Here is a 12,838-nt window from a genome sequence, read left to right on the forward strand (position 1 = left end):
GCTTACGCGGCGGTCGCCGGAAAAGCCAGAGGCGCGCCGGCCTGCCGGCGCGCCTCTATTGCTCACGATTGCGGGATGAAAGCTCGCGCACAATCGAATGTGCGTCTCGCACCTAGTGCGACTGTAATCCCGGCGATCCGGTCTCGGGATGGATCTCGGCGGCCATCATGCCCTTGGAGCCGGGCCCGAAGCGGACCAGGACGTACTGGCCGGGCCTGAGCTCCGTCATGCCGAAGCGGCGCAGCGTCTCCATGTGCACGAAGATGTCGGGCGTGCCCTCGCCGCAGGTCAGGAAGCCGAAGCCGCGCAGCCGGTTGAACCATTTGACCTGGGCCCGCTCCAGCCCGCTGGTCGGGGTGACCGTGACATGGGTGCGCGGCGGCAGCATCTGCGCCGGATGGATCGCGGTCGACTCGTCCATCGAGACCACGCGGAACGCCTGGTAACCCTTGGCGCGCTGGATGCACTCGACGACGATGCGGGCGCCCTCATAGGCGGTCTGGAAGCCGTCGCGCCTAAGCACGGTAACGTGCAGGAGCACGTCCGGCCAGCCATTGTCGGGAACGATGAAGCCGTAACCTTTGGAGGCGTCGAACCATTTGATGACGCCGTGGACTTCGACGAGGTTGGCGCTGGCTTCGCCCAACCCGCTGAAGGGATTGAGGCCGCTGTCGCGGCCGGCGCCGCCGTGCTCACCCGGCGTGATCCGCCCGGGCGATACTCCCTGCCCGGGAACCCCGAGCTTTTTGGACTCAAATCCGTCCGACGACCCCATAACCCCGGACCCCACACTGTCATGCGACCCGCCTCAGCAGCGGTGTCGAATCACGCGTCTTTCGAGAACCTTCTCAACTGGACGCGACGCGAATCTTTCGACTCAAAAGATAACACTCCCGGTTGCGAGGCATAGACAAAAAAGAGATTCGCCGGAACCTATGAACAGCTTGCACAGCCGCGAATCAAATTGATGCCTCAATTGCCGACAAAGGGCCCGAGCGTTTCGCCGATGTCGTGATGGATGACGAGGTCGGCGATGTCGTCTTGCTCGGTCGGCTCGCGATTGATGATCACCAGACGTGCACCGGCGTTCTTCGCCATCATCGGAAAGCCCGCCGCCGGCCACACCACGAGCGAGGAACCGATGGCGATGAAGAGGTCGCAGGCTTGCGACAGCGCGGTCGCGCGCTGCATTTCGTCATCAGGCATCATCTGGCCGAAGGAGATCGTGGCGGTCTTCACCGGTTCGTCGCAGGCGGCGCAGTTGGGTGCGGCGCCCTCCTCGTCGAAACGACGCTTCACCCAGTCGAGCGGATAGGCCTGCCCGCATCCGATGCAGCGCGCATAAGTGGTATTGCCGTGAAGTTCAATCACGTGCTCGCCGGCGAAGCCGGAGGCCTGGTGCAGATTGTCGATGTTCTGGGTGATGACGGCGGGAACCTTGCCGGCGCGGTAGAGCGAAGCGAGCGCGCGATGGCCGCGGCCGGGCTTTGCCGCCGCGAACACCTCTTCCATCGCAAAACGCCGGCGCCAGGATTCGTCCCGCGCCTGCCGGCTTGCGACGAACTCGCCGAACTCGATCGGACGATAGCGCGTCCAAAGTCCGCCCGGGGAGCGGAAGTCCGGAATGCCGCATTCGGTCGAGATGCCGGCGCCGGTGAACGGCACGATGACTTTTGCCTCGGCGATCATGTCGCCGAGCCGTTCAACGCCGCTCTGAATATCCGATGCAATCAATCGCGGCCTCCCCGATTCGTCTTGCCCTGGCAGCAACATGCGCAAGCGGCAAGATTGTTGACGCTCTTATCAAGCGCTAACGCGATGCGCTCGGCAATTTTTTCCGGCCCTCGCTTATCACAATCCTGCAATGCCTCCTCCCCATTGACGCCCCATTCAGGAGCATCAATGGATGCGTGAATGCGACTCAAGATGATGCGGCGGCGTACTTGAGTTCAGTTAGTAAACCCGAGGGGATGGCTATGACCGAAGACGAACAACGCAAAGCCCGTGAGCGCGATGAGATCGCCGCCCGTGTCGCCGCCTTCCGTGCCACGCAGGAAAAGTTCAAGCGCGAGCGCGAGGAGTATTTCGTGTCGACGCTTGAGAATGCCCGCAAGGTCGAACGGCCCTCGCTTTGGCCGTAAGACGTATCTGATCAATATAATGCGCATGAAAAAAGCCCGGAGCATCGCTCCGGGCTTTTCGCTTGTTACGCTTGTCAGTCGTTACCAATGGCGCCAGTGGTGATGGTGCCGGTAGTACGGTCCGCCGCCGTAATAGGCGTAGGAGCCAGGCCCGTAATAATAGTCGGGGCCGTCATAATAGCCGTAGCGAGGGCCGTAATAGCCGTACGGATGGGACGCTGCGACCGCGCCCGCGGTGATTGCGCCGGCGGCGAGGCCGAATGCGAGGCCCGGGCCGATGCCGCGCCCGCGTGCCTCGGCAGGTGCAGGGGCTGCAACCGCGGTCACGCCGACGGCTGCGACGGTGGCCAGAACTGCCAGTGTCTTCTTCATGCTCTCCTCCTTCGCGTCTTGCCGAGATAACGACGAGCGCCTGCGATAGTTGCGCGCAGGGCGCGGAACCGGCCCTGCAAAAAAATCGGCTGCGGCCGGAACGAAACCGCCGGGTCCGCGTTGCCCTTCCAAGTGCGGGAGCCTCCGCCATCCGGGTTGAGGCAACAGCACGAAGACCCCGTCGGCATCTCCGCGATGCCGGCGGGGTTTTTCCGTTTCACGGGAGCAATTGGCAGCACACGACATTGGCTGCCAGCGGGGCGGACGATCGAGGAGGAAGGTTTGCCATTATCCGCTTTGCTGGCCCGTATCCGCAAACTGGTTCCAAGATCCGACGATCGGCATTACGACGAGATCGTCCGCAACTTCGGTGTCGGCACACTGCACCCGCCGCCGACGCCGATGAGCGACCGCGAGCTGGCGCGGGCCATCGCCGAGTTCCTGAAAGACAAGCCGTCGAGCGAATCCGTTGCGGCCCTCGGCCGCCGCCTCGACCCCTCCTCTCCGGTTTGAGTTGCTTCGAAGTTTTTCGGCGGGAGCATGGAACCAGAAATACGCGCGGACGTTGAATCCTCTTCACGTAAAGTGGAAGTGGCCGACATGCCCGCCTGGCTCGAAGTCTTGCTCAACCTGTCCGGCTACGCCGGCTTCGTGGCGCTCGCCTCGCGCGGCACCGCGTGCCCGCGCGAGGCCGCCGACAATCGCAGCTACAGCGACGACCGCTAATTGGCGTGCGCCGATCTAATTGGCGTGCGCCGCTTGGCCCGCCGTGCGCACCAGCCGATCGGCCTTGACCGCGACGCGCGTGTCCTCGACCTGCGGCCGCAGTGAGAAGCTGACCACCACGAAAGCGAGACAAAACAGCGTGCCGACAATGGCGACGCGCCGGTAGGTGTGCCGGTCGCCCTGGTAAAAAGAAGGCTGTGAAAAAGGTGTCATGACAAAATTGCTTCTTGGCAAAGTCGTTTCTTGCTTGTCCTTGCCAGACACCTACCCCAAGCAGCGCCAAGCGCAACGCGATTGGGCTTTTAACCTAACCGAATAGGGTTATCGGCTTCCGCGCAAATGATCGTTAGGATTTGCGCGAAAGCGCCGCTCGCGGCGAGCCGCTTTCGATATAGCGAAGCCGAGGTTGCGCCAGCGCGACTTGCCGACCGGCTTTGTTCCAGCTTCGACACTCTTTCGTTCTCGAAGAACGAATCGGAATCGAAGAAACCGGCGCGGAGCAGGTCTTAATAAAACTTACCAGCGGCGCGCGGCACGACGCGATCACGGCGTATCGGGCGATGTCGTATCGGGAGATATCGTCTCAGGAAATGTCGCATCGGAAGACGCCGCATCAGCAGACGTCGGTGGCACCTGCGGCACCGACGGCCTGGCTTTGCGCGTGCGCGGGTGCCGATCATACCAGAACACTTTTGCGATCTCGGCGAGAAACCAGCACTCATCCATCTCGCTCTCCCTCGCCTCACCCCTTACGGAGTAGACGCCGAGAGAACTGTGCGAGACCTCACGCTGTCCTGTTCTGAGACGCGCGGCCGCATCGCTGCCAACAGGCGCAGCTTGTTCTGCATCCGACTCCATTTCGTTCTCGAAGAACGAATCGGAGTCGGAAAAATCAGCGCGAAGCGATTCCTAACGATCGATGAAAGCGCGCGACGCCACGTCTTCGGCGGCAGGACTCGTCGCCAACACAATCTTCGGCGACAAGAATTTCGAGGCGACCGCAAACACGATGACGATCTCGCGGCACGGCTCGCATCGAAAGCTGTTGGCGGAAACCGCCGTCATCGGCTTGGCGCATCGCGGGCATGTCATACGGGCCGAACGCTGACGGCACAGGTTCGTTCCTGCGCCTCCATTCCCGCATGTGCGACGGTGTCCATCGGCGCAGATCAAGCCGCCCGCTTCGCTTTGCCCTTCTCCGAGAAGCATTCCAGGATCTGAATGCGGAGCTCTTCGGCCGCCGGACCTTCGAGCCTCCTGAGTTCGTTCCAGAGCCTGATCACTTCGCGCTGCTTTTCGACGGTCATGAGTCGCCTCCCATCTGTCTACCTAAGATGGCTCACTAGAACAAAATGAGAACAAAAAGTCCAGTCCCTCGCGCGATGTCCCCTGGCATGCGCGGTCCCCTGGCATGCCGCGTTGAACCTATTCGGTGCAGCGCGGACCCATGGGAGCCGGGGATTTCAGCGCCCAGTCATATGGCAGCGCCGCCGTGGACGAACATATGCCGTCACCGCGGCGCCGTTGCTTTTTGGATTTTCAATTTTAAGTTAGAGCTACGGCTGGCGGCCAGGCGCTGAAATCCCAACGCCGTCAGCCAAAAGAGCCCCGCGCGAAAGCGCGGGGTTTTCTTTTGACCGGGGTTGTCTTTTGACCAGGGCCTTCTTCAGACGATGTGGCCGACGGCCGCCCACTGCAGCAACGGGAACGAATTTTCCGTCTTTCGCATTGACGGCCGAACCAAGCGGCGCTGCCCGTCGCGCGAGACAGCGCAGCTGCGAAAGACCCCGCACCGCGCCCGTCACTCTCGAGGCGCCGATGATCTGCGAGTTCTGCGAGGCCGAGATCCCGATCGGGCTTTCAGTCTGCCCGGCTTGCGGGACACCGCAGAGCGCACCCGGACAGGCCGACCGGCGCGCGCTGTGGTTTGTCCTGATCGTCGTGGTGATGTTCGGCATCGCCGTCGCCGAGCACCATTTGTTCGTCGGCAATTGATCGCTACGCCGTCTCGCAGACGAGCCGGCGGCAGCGACCTCGCCGGCGCCTCAGACGGCGTCCTTGGCGACCTTCAGCGGCGAGGCCTTGACCGACTTGCTCGCGGGCTTGGCCGCAAACTGCATCGGCTCCTTGGTGAAGGGATTGACGCCCATGCGGGCTTCGGTTGCCGGCTTGTTCACCACCGACATCTTCACGAAGCCGGGAATGACGAACTCACCGGACTCGTTGAGCTCCTTGTATCCGACCGTCGCCATGTATTCGATCACCGACTTCACGTCGTTCTTCGAAAGCTGCGTGCCCTCGGCAATTGCATCAATCAATTGGGTCTTCGTCATCTTCGCCATGTCTGAATTCCTTTTGTGCGCGCGAGCAACTTTCGCTGTGGACGCGGCCTGAAGCGCGGGGGGCGCGCTGCTGATTTCATGCCAGAGGTCATGAAGTGACGGGGCTTAGAACCCATCGAGGCCGAAAACGCAAGCAGGGGTTCTGCGGGGTTCCCGACTTCCTGTGCAAGATGTCGCAGGACCCGCCGCTTTCCTTTTTGAACCATTTTGCGGCTGGCGCGTCATATCATTGAAGTCCCTAAGCTTCACCCCACCAGAGAGCCCCGCTTCCCCCAGGCGGGGTTTTCGTTTTTTTGGGGGGCATGGCAGATCGCCCCGGCTGCTATAAGAGCCTTGGGGGTTTCTCGTGGGGTGCTCGTGAAGGTCGCTATCGTCATCGCAGGCTTGATCGTCGTTGCTGTCGCGGCTCTCGTCGCGATCCAGCCGAGCTTCCTGAAGCCCGCGTCCCTTGCCCTCGTGAAGAAGTCCGACATCTTCGGCTTCTCGCCCGGGATGGCGTTCGAGGAGACCAGCAAGCTCGTCAATCAACGCCACTATCTCTGCCGCCCGGGCCGCAACGCCTCCACCCTCGAATGCGACATCAACGGCGCCAAGGTCACGGTTGAAAGCGACGAGGCGGACGCCAGGCGCCCGATCTGGCGCGTCAATGCGACGTTGAACAATCCGGGGGAGCAGGACGCCGCGGTCAAATCGATCTCCGACCAGTTCAACGCGCAGGCCATCAAGGACCGGGAGGGATGGACATGGATCGTCGGCCGCGGGCTCAAGCTGAGCTATGACGGCCTCGCCTTGAACCTCGTCGACGAGGCCGCGGAGGCCCGGCTCCGCAAGGCGGAAGCAAAGCGCTAGGGCGTGACGTCACCTCGTCGTGAAACTTGTGGCCCGGCTCGCCTTGTTGACACTTCAGTAACCCAACGCCGCCAAGCTCCATTCAGTCTCGTTGCGTTGGAGTATCCTCACAGTGCTGGATTTTGAAGAGCTGCGTGAACTCGCAGCCGATGTTCGTGTTTTTGTCGAGCTCGCCGAGGACAAGGCCGAAGCGCTCAAAGCGGTCATCGCGGCCTATGACGTGGTCCTGGCGATCTTCCCCACCCACGAGGGCATGGGCCTCCATGTCATCAAGGGCAGCGAGATCCTAGACAGGATTGCAAAATCAGGCAGCCATGCGATCTACAGCCACACGGCGGTCGCGGTCCCCGACCTGCAACATGCGCAAGCGCTCAAGCTGCTGACGGCTCCGGTCGAACAACGGATCGCAGCCTAAGCATCATCCCGACCCGGAGGCCCCGTTAACGCAAAGCGCGAAGCGGTTTTCCGGGAAGTTCATCCGCAAACAACAACCCAAGGCGCGATGATCTCATCGCGCTTTGGTTGCCGGCAGCCGGCCCGGCTGCCGTCGCCGGAGCTGCCGAGGTCCCGTCAGCGCAGCCGGTTCAAGACCTGGAGCGGGATCCATGATCCCAGCACCATGATGATCGCAATGGCCGCGACGACGACATATTTCAGCGGATTCTGCGACGAGGCGAGCGAACCTTCGAGGTGGAGGTAGGGGAGCACGAGGTCCATCGCCATTCCGACGAGGGCTATCGCAACCAGGGCGCCAAAAGCGCAGACAAGGACGTTGACGATCCATCCGATCGCCCCGCGCCCGTTCGACCACGCCTCGTAAATCGCGACCGCCAGCATCACCACAACAAAGACCAGCATGAAGCTCATCGAGCCGCCGACGCTCGACGTCGGGCCGAAGACCTCCAGCAGCAGCATGGCCACCACGGCAAGCAATGTGATCGTCTTCACCGCGCTCCCCTCATCCGTGCTCCAGCAGCAACACCGCGGAGCCGACCACGATACAACCAAGGCCGAAGATCGCCGTCGCGATTTCGACAGCATTTTCCAGGCCGAAGAACCTGACGGCGGCGCTCCATGCGGCCGACAGGAAAATATCCACGATCGCGCTGAGCAAGGCTTGAAGCATAGCCATTGGTCGCGCCGGCGGCGCTGGGGTTCGGCGACGACGGTGGATTAAGTTTCGTCACAGCCGCCTCCCGTTAGACCAGGGCGATCGCACTTGAACATTCAGCAGAGGTCGTGAGCAGCGCCTCTCCCACACCGCCAATCAGCTTGGCGGCACCACGGGCACGCTCGGCCGCCCGGCGATGGCAGGCTTTCTCGTGAGGCTCCGCCTGATCCAGAAAAACAGCTCGACCGCGATATCGAAGATGGCAGTGGCATAGAAATCCATCACGACCTCTTCAGCGCGATCGCGCCGGCGCAGCCGCCGACCGCCAGGAGAACGAAGAGCGGTGCGCTGAGATACCCGCCGCGCACAGCCTGCAGGCTGGCGAGAACAAGCAAGGCGATGATGGCGTATCGCATGACACACTCCTTTCGTCGGAGCGTGCCGATATCGGCGCGCCTGCGCCGTGATGGGCATCACGGTTGTCCGAGCAACGCGTTGAAGTCCGCAACCTTCGAAGTCACAGCCCCTACGGAATGTCGCCGGTCTTCCGGCTGCTCCCAATCGAGACCGGCTTGTTCAGGAAATACTCGCGGTTGCCGGTCGCGGCTTCCGCATATTGGTCGATCGCCACGATGATCGCCTGGACGTGAGCATAGCACCACCCTTCCCGCGTCGCCCTGCGGCGCACGTCCTCGAGCGCGATCAGGAACGGCGACAGCTCTCTCTCGTCGTCGAACCATCGTCTGCTCACCACGTCCTCCCGCCGAGCACCCTGCCCTTGGCCGAGCGCGGCTCTGCCGCCTTCAGCGCGTCGCGCTCGGCGCAAAGAGTCTCGACCTTCGCCTCCATTCGCGACAGCAGCGCTTCAGCCGAGGCCGTGCCGATGCCGGCTCGCTGAAGCTGAAGGATCTCCTTCCTCTGCCTGCCCAGCTGGATACGCATCCGTTCGATCTCCCGCCTGAGATAGTCCAGGTCCGGCATTGTTCCGCCTCGCGAATTTTGACTTTGGCTGATGAGAACAAAAACGGAACGAGAAGTCGAGTCCGACGTTGTACGGAGACGGAAAAGGAGACGAGCAATGGCCGAAAATACCCAGAAGGACCCGAAGGACTGGGTTTCCGGGGATGATCCGATGACCGGCGCCCAGGAATCCTACCTAAAGACCCTCGCCGAGCAGGCGCACGAGAGCCCGCCCAAGGACGAGCTGACCAAGGCCGAGGCCTCGGAGCTGATCGACGAGATGCGGCAAAAGGCCGGGCTCGACGAGTGACGCCTCCAATTGCGGAAGCCGGGCCTCGTGTGTATGCAAACGAAATTGGGAATCGAAAATGCCTTATTTCGTTTGCGCCCGCGACGGAGCGGGCCAGATCATTTTGAAGAGAGACACCAGGGAAGCGGCCGAGAAGAAGGCCGCCGAGCTCCGCGACATGGGCTATTTCGAAGTTGAGATCATTGCCAAGGGTGTCGAGAAGGCGGCCTGAAGGAACCGGCGCGCCGGCGGCCGAGTTGGTCGGGCATGACCAAGGAATCACTCCAGCATCAAGCCGATCGCGCCGAAGCTCTCGCCGCGCAAACTGCGGATGGCGAAATCAGGGAAGCACTGTTGAAGGCTGCGGCGGAATACCGGGCGCAGCTTGAGAACGGTGACGGCGAAGCCGAGTCGAAGTGATGCGTTCGGGTCTCGGCACCGCGCCCCTTTAGGAACAACTCCGACAAACCGGAATTCATTCAACAACCGGTGCCGGCATTCTCCCCCTGCATGCCGACACCGACAGCCCCGTGGCGCCGCCGCCGCGGGGCCTTCCTTTAGCAGGTCATCATGAGCGACCGCACAGGCAACGAACCTGCACCCCTGGTGCTCTTCGGCATCGCCATTCTCCCGATCATCGCGGTGCTGGCGTGGTTCGCGTTCTGATTATCATCGGCGATGTTTTGAAGCGCAGGGCGCGCATGGCTCTAAGCTCGTAGGATGAGAAGCCCTGTTGCGGGACCAAACATGATGGGTTTCACAAGTGCTCTCCCCATTCTACGAGCTGGAAAAATTGCAGCGTCCTTCTGGAACAACGTCTGCAAGCGGCGTAGTGATCGACTTCATCGGCGAGAGCGAGAGCGATCGAAGGCCTGCGCCGCTGGACTGCACCGCCCGAATGACCCAAGATAGTTTTGGTGTCAGTGCAGCAGATCGGCCGGCGCGAGTTACGTGCGCCGCAATAAAATTCAGAAAGCGGCAGGGAGCAACGATGCAGCGAAAAAGAAACGTGGCGCTTGATGGTGCGATGGCTGGCCTGGGTCTGGTGGCGGCCATCATGGTCATTGCGATCTCGCCTGCATGCGCCGACGATTCCGCCAACATACCGCCCGCGCTCAAATGCGCTGAACTGACCGGCTGGAAGATGCCGGGATCAACGGCAACAGTCACGAAGGCCGAGCTGGTGCCGGAGGCGCCGCCGGGGACGGTGCAGCCGTCGCCGCCGGCGCCGGCCACCGTATCGGTGGCGCTGCCGCCGAACTGCCGCGCGGATGGCGTGATCGATCAGCGCGTCGGCGTCGAGGGCAAGTCCTACGCGATCGGCTTTGCCGTTGCCCTGCCCGATCGCTGGAATGGACGGTTTTTGTTTCAGGGCGGCGGCGGTTTGAACGGCTCGATCCGGCCGCCGCTGGGTTACCAGGCGGCCGGCGAGGTGCCGGCGTTGGCGCGCGGCTTTGCCGTGGTCTCGACCGATAGCGGTCATCAAGGCGCGGTGTTCGATGCCTCGTTCCTGAAGGACCAGGAAGCCGCGCTCAACTTCGCCAATGCATCCGTCGGCAAGGTGACGATGGCCGCCAAGGCAATCGTCGCGCATTACTATGGCCAGCCCGCAAAACGGTCCTATTTCACGGGGTGCTCGACCGGGGGCCGTGAAGGCATGCTGGCGTCGGCGCGCTATCCCGAACAATTCGACGGCATCGTCGCCGGCGCGCCTGCGATGCGCACCGGCAACTCGAACATCGGTCTCGCCTGGGCCAACGCTGCCTTCAGCCAGATCGCGCCGAAAGATCCGTCCGGCAAGCCGGAGCCCGCCAAGACGTTTTCCGCGGCCGAGCGCAAGCTGATCACGAACGCGATTCTCGATGCCTGCGACGCCGAGGACGGCGTCAAGGATGGACTGATCTTCGACGGCAAGGCCTGTCAATTCGATCCCGCGGTCCTCACCTGCAACGGCGACAAGACGGATTTCTGCCTAGCGCCGCCGCAGGTCGATGCCTTGAAGAAAGCTTTTGCCGGACCGAAGAATTCACGAGGCGCGCAGGTCTACCCGCCCTTCCCGTGGGACAGCGGCGTGGCCGCCGAAGGCGTTGCCATTCCCGGCATCCTGACAACAGGCGCGCGCAGCCCGGTCGGACCGCCGGTTTGGGACAGCATCGACGTCGATCAACTCGAAGACCGGGTCAACGCGAGCGGGTTGGATCGCCTCACCAACACCGCCTACTGGACCAACCTTTCGAGCTACTTCGGCCATGGCGGCAAGCTGCTGTTTTACCACGGCGTGAGCGATCCCTGGTTCTCGGCGCTCGACACCGTGAATTACTACGAGCGCATGGCGGCGGATTCCGGCGGCATGGAATTGGTGCGGGAGAAATCGAGCCGGACCTTCCTGGTGCCCGGCATGGGTCACTGCTCGAGCGGCGCAGCGCTCGAGCGTTTCGATCTCCTCAGCGCCGTCGTGAACTGGGTGGAAGACGGCAAGGCGCCCGATGCGGTGATCGCGGCGGGACCAGCCTTTCCCGGCCGCAGCCGGCCGCTTTGCGCCTATCCGCAACATGCGCAATACAAGGGGCAAGGCGATCCGGACAGCGCAGTGAGTTTTGAGTGCAAGTAGCTCGTAGGATGGGTAGAGCGAAGCGAAACCCATCGAGAGCCTTGTCGCGTGACGAAACAGGATGGGCTTCGCAAGTGCTCTACCCATCCTAGGCAAGGTAGCTCGAATGAAATCCGCACTTGTCTTCGGCGCGACCGGCTTCATCGGCTCCCATTTGCTGCGCGACCTGTTGGACAGTCCCGACTATTCGCTAGTTGTCGCGGTGGCCCGCAAGCCGCTGGCGGTGACCCATCCAAAGCTCACGGTGCTGATGGGCGATCTCGCCTCCCTGCCCGCACTCAAGCCGCAATTGGTTTCGGACGAGATCTTCATCGCGCTTGGGACGACGCGCAAGCACACCCCTGACGAGGCCGAGTACTACAAGATCGATCATGATTATCCTTTATTGGCGGCCGAGATCGCCAAGGCGAACGGCGCGCGGTCGGTGTTTCTGGTCACGGCCGTCGGCGCCAACGCCGGCTCCGGCGTCTTCTATCTCAGGACTAAGGGCGAGGTGGAGCGGGACATTCTCTCGCTCGATTTCGAGCACACGCATATTTTCCGCCCGTCGATGATCCTCGGCGCGCACGACGAGGACCGCCCGCGTGAACGCCTCCTCATCGCGATATGGGGCGCGCTCAATCCGCTGCTCGTTGGCCCGGCCGACTGCTATCGCGGGCTCACCGGAAACGACATCGCGCACGCCATCGCCAAAGCCGCGCGGCATCAAACCGATAAGGTGCGAATCTATCATTGGAAGGAGATGGCGGCACTGCTTCGAACGTGATGCAGTCCGAACCGCACCGGCACCGCTCACGCACATTTGCCCCCGCCCCCTGCCCCTCCTCTCCTTTTCCTGCTATTTCCTACACCGCCGTCCGGGCCCAAGACAAAACCCTCCACCCCCAGGGAGCAACAACCATGCGATACCTCCACACCATGCTGCGCGTGCGCAATCTCGATGTCGCGCTGAAGTTCTATGTCGATGCTTTCGGGCTGAAGGAGGTGCGGCGGATCGAGAACGACAAGGGGCGGTTCACGCTCGTCTTCCTGTGCTCGTCCGATGATCTCGAGGCGCTGAAGAAGCAGCCGCAGACGCGCGGCGCGCCGCTGGTCGAGCTGACCTGGAATTGGGACGAAGAGAAGTACGGCGAGGACCGCTTCTTCGGCCATCTCGCCTATGAGGTCGACGACATCTACGCCACGTGCGAGAAGCTGCAGAAGGCCGGCGTCACCATCAACCGGCCCCCGCGCGACGGCAACATGGCCTTCGTCCGCTCGCCGGACCTGCACTCGATCGAGCTGTTGCAGAAGGGCGAGCCGAAGCCGCCGCAGGAGCCGTGGGTCTCGATGCCCAACACCGGCCATTGGTAGGCTCGCGGGAAGGAACAAGCGCTTAGCCCCGGCGTTCACTCTCCGACAATGCGATTGGAGGAGGAATCCATGGGACGCGGAATT

General features: G+C 62.4%; 26 protein-coding genes and 1 pseudogene. 14 read left to right on the forward strand and 13 right to left on the reverse strand.

Annotated features, from left to right (window positions below):
* Positions 1–112 precede the first annotated feature (112 nt).
* Positions 113–775: a cold-shock protein gene (locus XH83_RS18115; protein WP_194402179.1), complete on the reverse strand. Its 663-nt coding sequence runs from the start codon at positions 773–775 to the stop codon at positions 113–115.
* A 197-nt stretch (positions 776–972) separates the two neighbouring features.
* On the reverse strand, positions 973–1,734 hold the full coding sequence (locus tag XH83_RS18120; protein ID WP_194402180.1) for an NAD-dependent protein deacetylase: 762 nt from the start codon (positions 1,732–1,734) through the stop codon (positions 973–975).
* A gap of 242 nt (positions 1,735–1,976) precedes the next feature.
* Here XH83_RS18120 and XH83_RS18125 point away from each other — a divergent pair, with 242 nt between their 5' ends.
* A complete protein-coding gene (locus tag XH83_RS18125) occupies positions 1,977–2,141 on the forward strand; it encodes a hypothetical protein (protein WP_194402181.1) in 165 nt (54 codons plus the stop codon).
* An 81-nt stretch (positions 2,142–2,222) separates the two neighbouring features.
* On the opposite strand, the gene XH83_RS18130 is transcribed toward XH83_RS18125, so the two are convergent.
* Positions 2,223–2,513 (reverse strand): hypothetical protein, encoded by a 291-nt coding sequence (locus XH83_RS18130; RefSeq protein ID WP_038946706.1) that lies wholly within the window; start codon positions 2,511–2,513, stop codon positions 2,223–2,225.
* 195 nt (positions 2,514–2,708) lie between these two features.
* Between XH83_RS18130 and XH83_RS18135 the strand changes: the two genes are divergently transcribed.
* Both XH83_RS18135 and XH83_RS40215 read left to right on the forward strand, forming a co-directional pair.
* A complete protein-coding gene (locus XH83_RS18135) occupies positions 2,709–3,026 on the forward strand; it encodes a hypothetical protein (protein WP_246776261.1) in 318 nt (105 codons plus the stop codon).
* 87 nt (positions 3,027–3,113) lie between these two features.
* Complete coding sequence (locus tag XH83_RS40215) at positions 3,114–3,239, forward strand: hypothetical protein (RefSeq protein ID WP_256438845.1); 126 nt, start codon at positions 3,114–3,116, stop codon at positions 3,237–3,239.
* Between the two features lie 15 nt (positions 3,240–3,254).
* On the opposite strand, the gene XH83_RS18140 is transcribed toward XH83_RS40215, so the two are convergent.
* Complete coding sequence (locus XH83_RS18140) at positions 3,255–3,452, reverse strand: hypothetical protein (RefSeq protein WP_194402182.1); 198 nt, start codon at positions 3,450–3,452, stop codon at positions 3,255–3,257.
* A 330-nt stretch (positions 3,453–3,782) separates the two neighbouring features.
* Positions 3,783–4,097 carry a hypothetical protein gene (locus XH83_RS18145; RefSeq protein WP_194408502.1) on the reverse strand — a complete coding sequence of 105 codons (315 nt, stop codon included), beginning with the start codon at positions 4,095–4,097 and terminating at the stop codon, positions 3,783–3,785.
* A gap of 61 nt (positions 4,098–4,158) precedes the next feature.
* Between XH83_RS18145 and XH83_RS18150 the strand changes: the two genes are divergently transcribed.
* Positions 4,159–4,347 (forward strand): hypothetical protein, encoded by a 189-nt coding sequence (locus tag XH83_RS18150; protein WP_194402183.1) that lies wholly within the window; start codon positions 4,159–4,161, stop codon positions 4,345–4,347.
* 61 nt (positions 4,348–4,408) lie between these two features.
* Here the strand turns inward: XH83_RS18150 and XH83_RS18155 are convergent, their stop codons facing one another.
* The gene (locus XH83_RS18155) at positions 4,409–4,546 is read right to left on the reverse strand and encodes a hypothetical protein (RefSeq protein ID WP_194402184.1); all 138 of its coding nucleotides are present in this window, start codon (positions 4,544–4,546) and stop codon (positions 4,409–4,411) included.
* Between the two features lie 511 nt (positions 4,547–5,057).
* Between XH83_RS18155 and XH83_RS18160 the strand changes: the two genes are divergently transcribed.
* Positions 5,058–5,234, forward strand: a complete 177-nt coding sequence (locus XH83_RS18160; RefSeq protein WP_194402185.1) for a hypothetical protein — start codon at positions 5,058–5,060, stop codon at positions 5,232–5,234.
* A 50-nt stretch (positions 5,235–5,284) separates the two neighbouring features.
* Here XH83_RS18160 and XH83_RS18165 read toward each other — a convergent pair whose 3' ends face one another.
* Positions 5,285–5,581, reverse strand: coding sequence for an HU family DNA-binding protein (locus XH83_RS18165; protein ID WP_018323108.1), 297 nt, complete (start codon positions 5,579–5,581; stop codon positions 5,285–5,287).
* Between the two features lie 357 nt (positions 5,582–5,938).
* Between XH83_RS18165 and XH83_RS18170 the strand changes: the two genes are divergently transcribed.
* Together XH83_RS18170 and XH83_RS18175 are read left to right on the forward strand one after the other, a co-directional pair.
* Positions 5,939–6,430, forward strand: a complete 492-nt coding sequence (locus XH83_RS18170) for a hypothetical protein (RefSeq protein WP_194402186.1) — start codon at positions 5,939–5,941, stop codon at positions 6,428–6,430.
* A gap of 112 nt (positions 6,431–6,542) precedes the next feature.
* The gene (locus XH83_RS18175) at positions 6,543–6,845 is read left to right on the forward strand and encodes a hypothetical protein (RefSeq protein ID WP_194402187.1); all 303 of its coding nucleotides are present in this window, start codon (positions 6,543–6,545) and stop codon (positions 6,843–6,845) included.
* A gap of 155 nt (positions 6,846–7,000) precedes the next feature.
* Here the strand turns inward: XH83_RS18175 and XH83_RS18180 are convergent, their stop codons facing one another.
* The 6 genes from XH83_RS18180 to XH83_RS18195 form a co-directional block, all read right to left on the reverse strand.
* A complete protein-coding gene (locus XH83_RS18180) occupies positions 7,001–7,378 on the reverse strand; it encodes a hypothetical protein (RefSeq protein ID WP_194402188.1) in 378 nt (125 codons plus the stop codon).
* Between the two features lie 10 nt (positions 7,379–7,388).
* The gene (locus XH83_RS18185) at positions 7,389–7,556 is read right to left on the reverse strand and encodes a hypothetical protein (RefSeq protein WP_194402189.1); all 168 of its coding nucleotides are present in this window, start codon (positions 7,554–7,556) and stop codon (positions 7,389–7,391) included.
* A 141-nt stretch (positions 7,557–7,697) separates the two neighbouring features.
* Complete coding sequence (locus tag XH83_RS40220) at positions 7,698–7,823, reverse strand: hypothetical protein (RefSeq protein ID WP_256438846.1); 126 nt, start codon at positions 7,821–7,823, stop codon at positions 7,698–7,700.
* Positions 7,823–7,957 carry a hypothetical protein gene (locus XH83_RS40225; RefSeq protein ID WP_256438847.1) on the reverse strand — a complete coding sequence of 45 codons (135 nt, stop codon included), beginning with the start codon at positions 7,955–7,957 and terminating at the stop codon, positions 7,823–7,825. The genes XH83_RS40220 and XH83_RS40225 overlap by 1 nt, the downstream gene beginning before the upstream one ends.
* Positions 7,958–8,067: 110 nt before the next feature.
* Positions 8,068–8,292 carry a hypothetical protein gene (locus tag XH83_RS18190; protein WP_194402190.1) on the reverse strand — a complete coding sequence of 75 codons (225 nt, stop codon included), beginning with the start codon at positions 8,290–8,292 and terminating at the stop codon, positions 8,068–8,070.
* Complete coding sequence (locus XH83_RS18195; RefSeq protein ID WP_194402191.1) at positions 8,289–8,522, reverse strand: hypothetical protein; 234 nt, start codon at positions 8,520–8,522, stop codon at positions 8,289–8,291. The genes XH83_RS18190 and XH83_RS18195 overlap by 4 nt, the downstream gene beginning before the upstream one ends.
* Positions 8,523–8,619: 97 nt before the next feature.
* Between XH83_RS18195 and XH83_RS18200 the strand changes: the two genes are divergently transcribed.
* From XH83_RS18200 to XH83_RS18225, 7 genes and pseudogenes are all read left to right on the forward strand, one after another.
* Positions 8,620–8,811 (forward strand): DUF3072 domain-containing protein, encoded by a 192-nt coding sequence (locus XH83_RS18200; protein ID WP_194402192.1) that lies wholly within the window; start codon positions 8,620–8,622, stop codon positions 8,809–8,811.
* Positions 8,812–8,869: 58 nt separating this feature from the next.
* The gene (locus XH83_RS18205; RefSeq protein WP_155253518.1) at positions 8,870–9,022 is read left to right on the forward strand and encodes a hypothetical protein; all 153 of its coding nucleotides are present in this window, start codon (positions 8,870–8,872) and stop codon (positions 9,020–9,022) included.
* Positions 9,023–9,057: 35 nt separating this feature from the next.
* A complete protein-coding gene (locus XH83_RS18210; RefSeq protein WP_194402193.1) occupies positions 9,058–9,210 on the forward strand; it encodes a hypothetical protein in 153 nt (50 codons plus the stop codon).
* A 724-nt stretch (positions 9,211–9,934) separates the two neighbouring features.
* A pseudogene (locus tag XH83_RS40380) lies at positions 9,935–10,864 on the forward strand (tannase/feruloyl esterase family alpha/beta hydrolase); the annotation flags it as partial.
* Complete coding sequence (locus tag XH83_RS40385) at positions 10,862–11,401, forward strand: tannase/feruloyl esterase family alpha/beta hydrolase (RefSeq protein ID WP_371746363.1); 540 nt, start codon at positions 10,862–10,864, stop codon at positions 11,399–11,401. The pseudogene XH83_RS40380 and the gene XH83_RS40385, both read left to right, overlap by 3 nt.
* Before the next feature lie 106 nt (positions 11,402–11,507).
* The gene (locus tag XH83_RS18220) at positions 11,508–12,167 is read left to right on the forward strand and encodes an oxidoreductase (protein ID WP_194402195.1); all 660 of its coding nucleotides are present in this window, start codon (positions 11,508–11,510) and stop codon (positions 12,165–12,167) included.
* A 134-nt stretch (positions 12,168–12,301) separates the two neighbouring features.
* Positions 12,302–12,754, forward strand: coding sequence for a VOC family protein (locus XH83_RS18225; protein ID WP_194402196.1), 453 nt, complete (start codon positions 12,302–12,304; stop codon positions 12,752–12,754).
* Positions 12,755–12,838 lie beyond the last annotated feature (84 nt).

The sequence above is a fragment of the Bradyrhizobium sp. CCBAU 53351 genome, assembly GCF_015291745.1.
In the GTDB taxonomy this organism is placed as follows: domain Bacteria; phylum Pseudomonadota; class Alphaproteobacteria; order Rhizobiales; family Xanthobacteraceae; genus Bradyrhizobium.

Coding starts and splice junctions, on each gene's coding strand:
- XH83_RS18150 (WP_194402183.1), top strand. CDS start 4,159: ATGAAAGCGCGCGACGCCACGTCTTCGGCGGCAGGACTCGTCGCCAAC.
- XH83_RS18185 (WP_194402189.1), bottom strand. CDS start 7,556: ATGCTTCAAGCCTTGCTCAGCGCGATCGTGGATATTTTCCTGTCGGCC.
- XH83_RS40215 (WP_256438845.1), top strand. CDS start 3,114: ATGCCCGCCTGGCTCGAAGTCTTGCTCAACCTGTCCGGCTACGCCGGC.
- XH83_RS18115 (WP_194402179.1), bottom strand. CDS start 775: ATGGGGTCGTCGGACGGATTTGAGTCCAAAAAGCTCGGGGTTCCCGGG.
- XH83_RS18145 (WP_194408502.1), bottom strand. CDS start 4,097: ATGGAGTCGGATGCAGAACAAGCTGCGCCTGTTGGCAGCGATGCGGCC.
- XH83_RS18125 (WP_194402181.1), top strand. CDS start 1,977: ATGACCGAAGACGAACAACGCAAAGCCCGTGAGCGCGATGAGATCGCC.
- XH83_RS18135 (WP_246776261.1), top strand. CDS start 2,709: ATGCCGGCGGGGTTTTTCCGTTTCACGGGAGCAATTGGCAGCACACGA.
- XH83_RS18160 (WP_194402185.1), top strand. CDS start 5,058: ATGATCTGCGAGTTCTGCGAGGCCGAGATCCCGATCGGGCTTTCAGTC.
- XH83_RS18225 (WP_194402196.1), top strand. CDS start 12,302: ATGCGATACCTCCACACCATGCTGCGCGTGCGCAATCTCGATGTCGCG.
- XH83_RS18140 (WP_194402182.1), bottom strand. CDS start 3,452: ATGACACCTTTTTCACAGCCTTCTTTTTACCAGGGCGACCGGCACACC.
- XH83_RS18220 (WP_194402195.1), top strand. CDS start 11,508: ATGAAATCCGCACTTGTCTTCGGCGCGACCGGCTTCATCGGCTCCCAT.
- XH83_RS18155 (WP_194402184.1), bottom strand. CDS start 4,546: ATGACCGTCGAAAAGCAGCGCGAAGTGATCAGGCTCTGGAACGAACTC.
- XH83_RS18130 (WP_038946706.1), bottom strand. CDS start 2,513: ATGAAGAAGACACTGGCAGTTCTGGCCACCGTCGCAGCCGTCGGCGTG.
- XH83_RS18195 (WP_194402191.1), bottom strand. CDS start 8,522: ATGCCGGACCTGGACTATCTCAGGCGGGAGATCGAACGGATGCGTATC.
- XH83_RS18165 (WP_018323108.1), bottom strand. CDS start 5,581: ATGGCGAAGATGACGAAGACCCAATTGATTGATGCAATTGCCGAGGGC.
- XH83_RS18200 (WP_194402192.1), top strand. CDS start 8,620: ATGGCCGAAAATACCCAGAAGGACCCGAAGGACTGGGTTTCCGGGGAT.
- XH83_RS18210 (WP_194402193.1), top strand. CDS start 9,058: ATGACCAAGGAATCACTCCAGCATCAAGCCGATCGCGCCGAAGCTCTC.
- XH83_RS18205 (WP_155253518.1), top strand. CDS start 8,870: ATGCCTTATTTCGTTTGCGCCCGCGACGGAGCGGGCCAGATCATTTTG.
- XH83_RS40225 (WP_256438847.1), bottom strand. CDS start 7,957: ATGCGATACGCCATCATCGCCTTGCTTGTTCTCGCCAGCCTGCAGGCT.
- XH83_RS40220 (WP_256438846.1), bottom strand. CDS start 7,823: ATGGATTTCTATGCCACTGCCATCTTCGATATCGCGGTCGAGCTGTTT.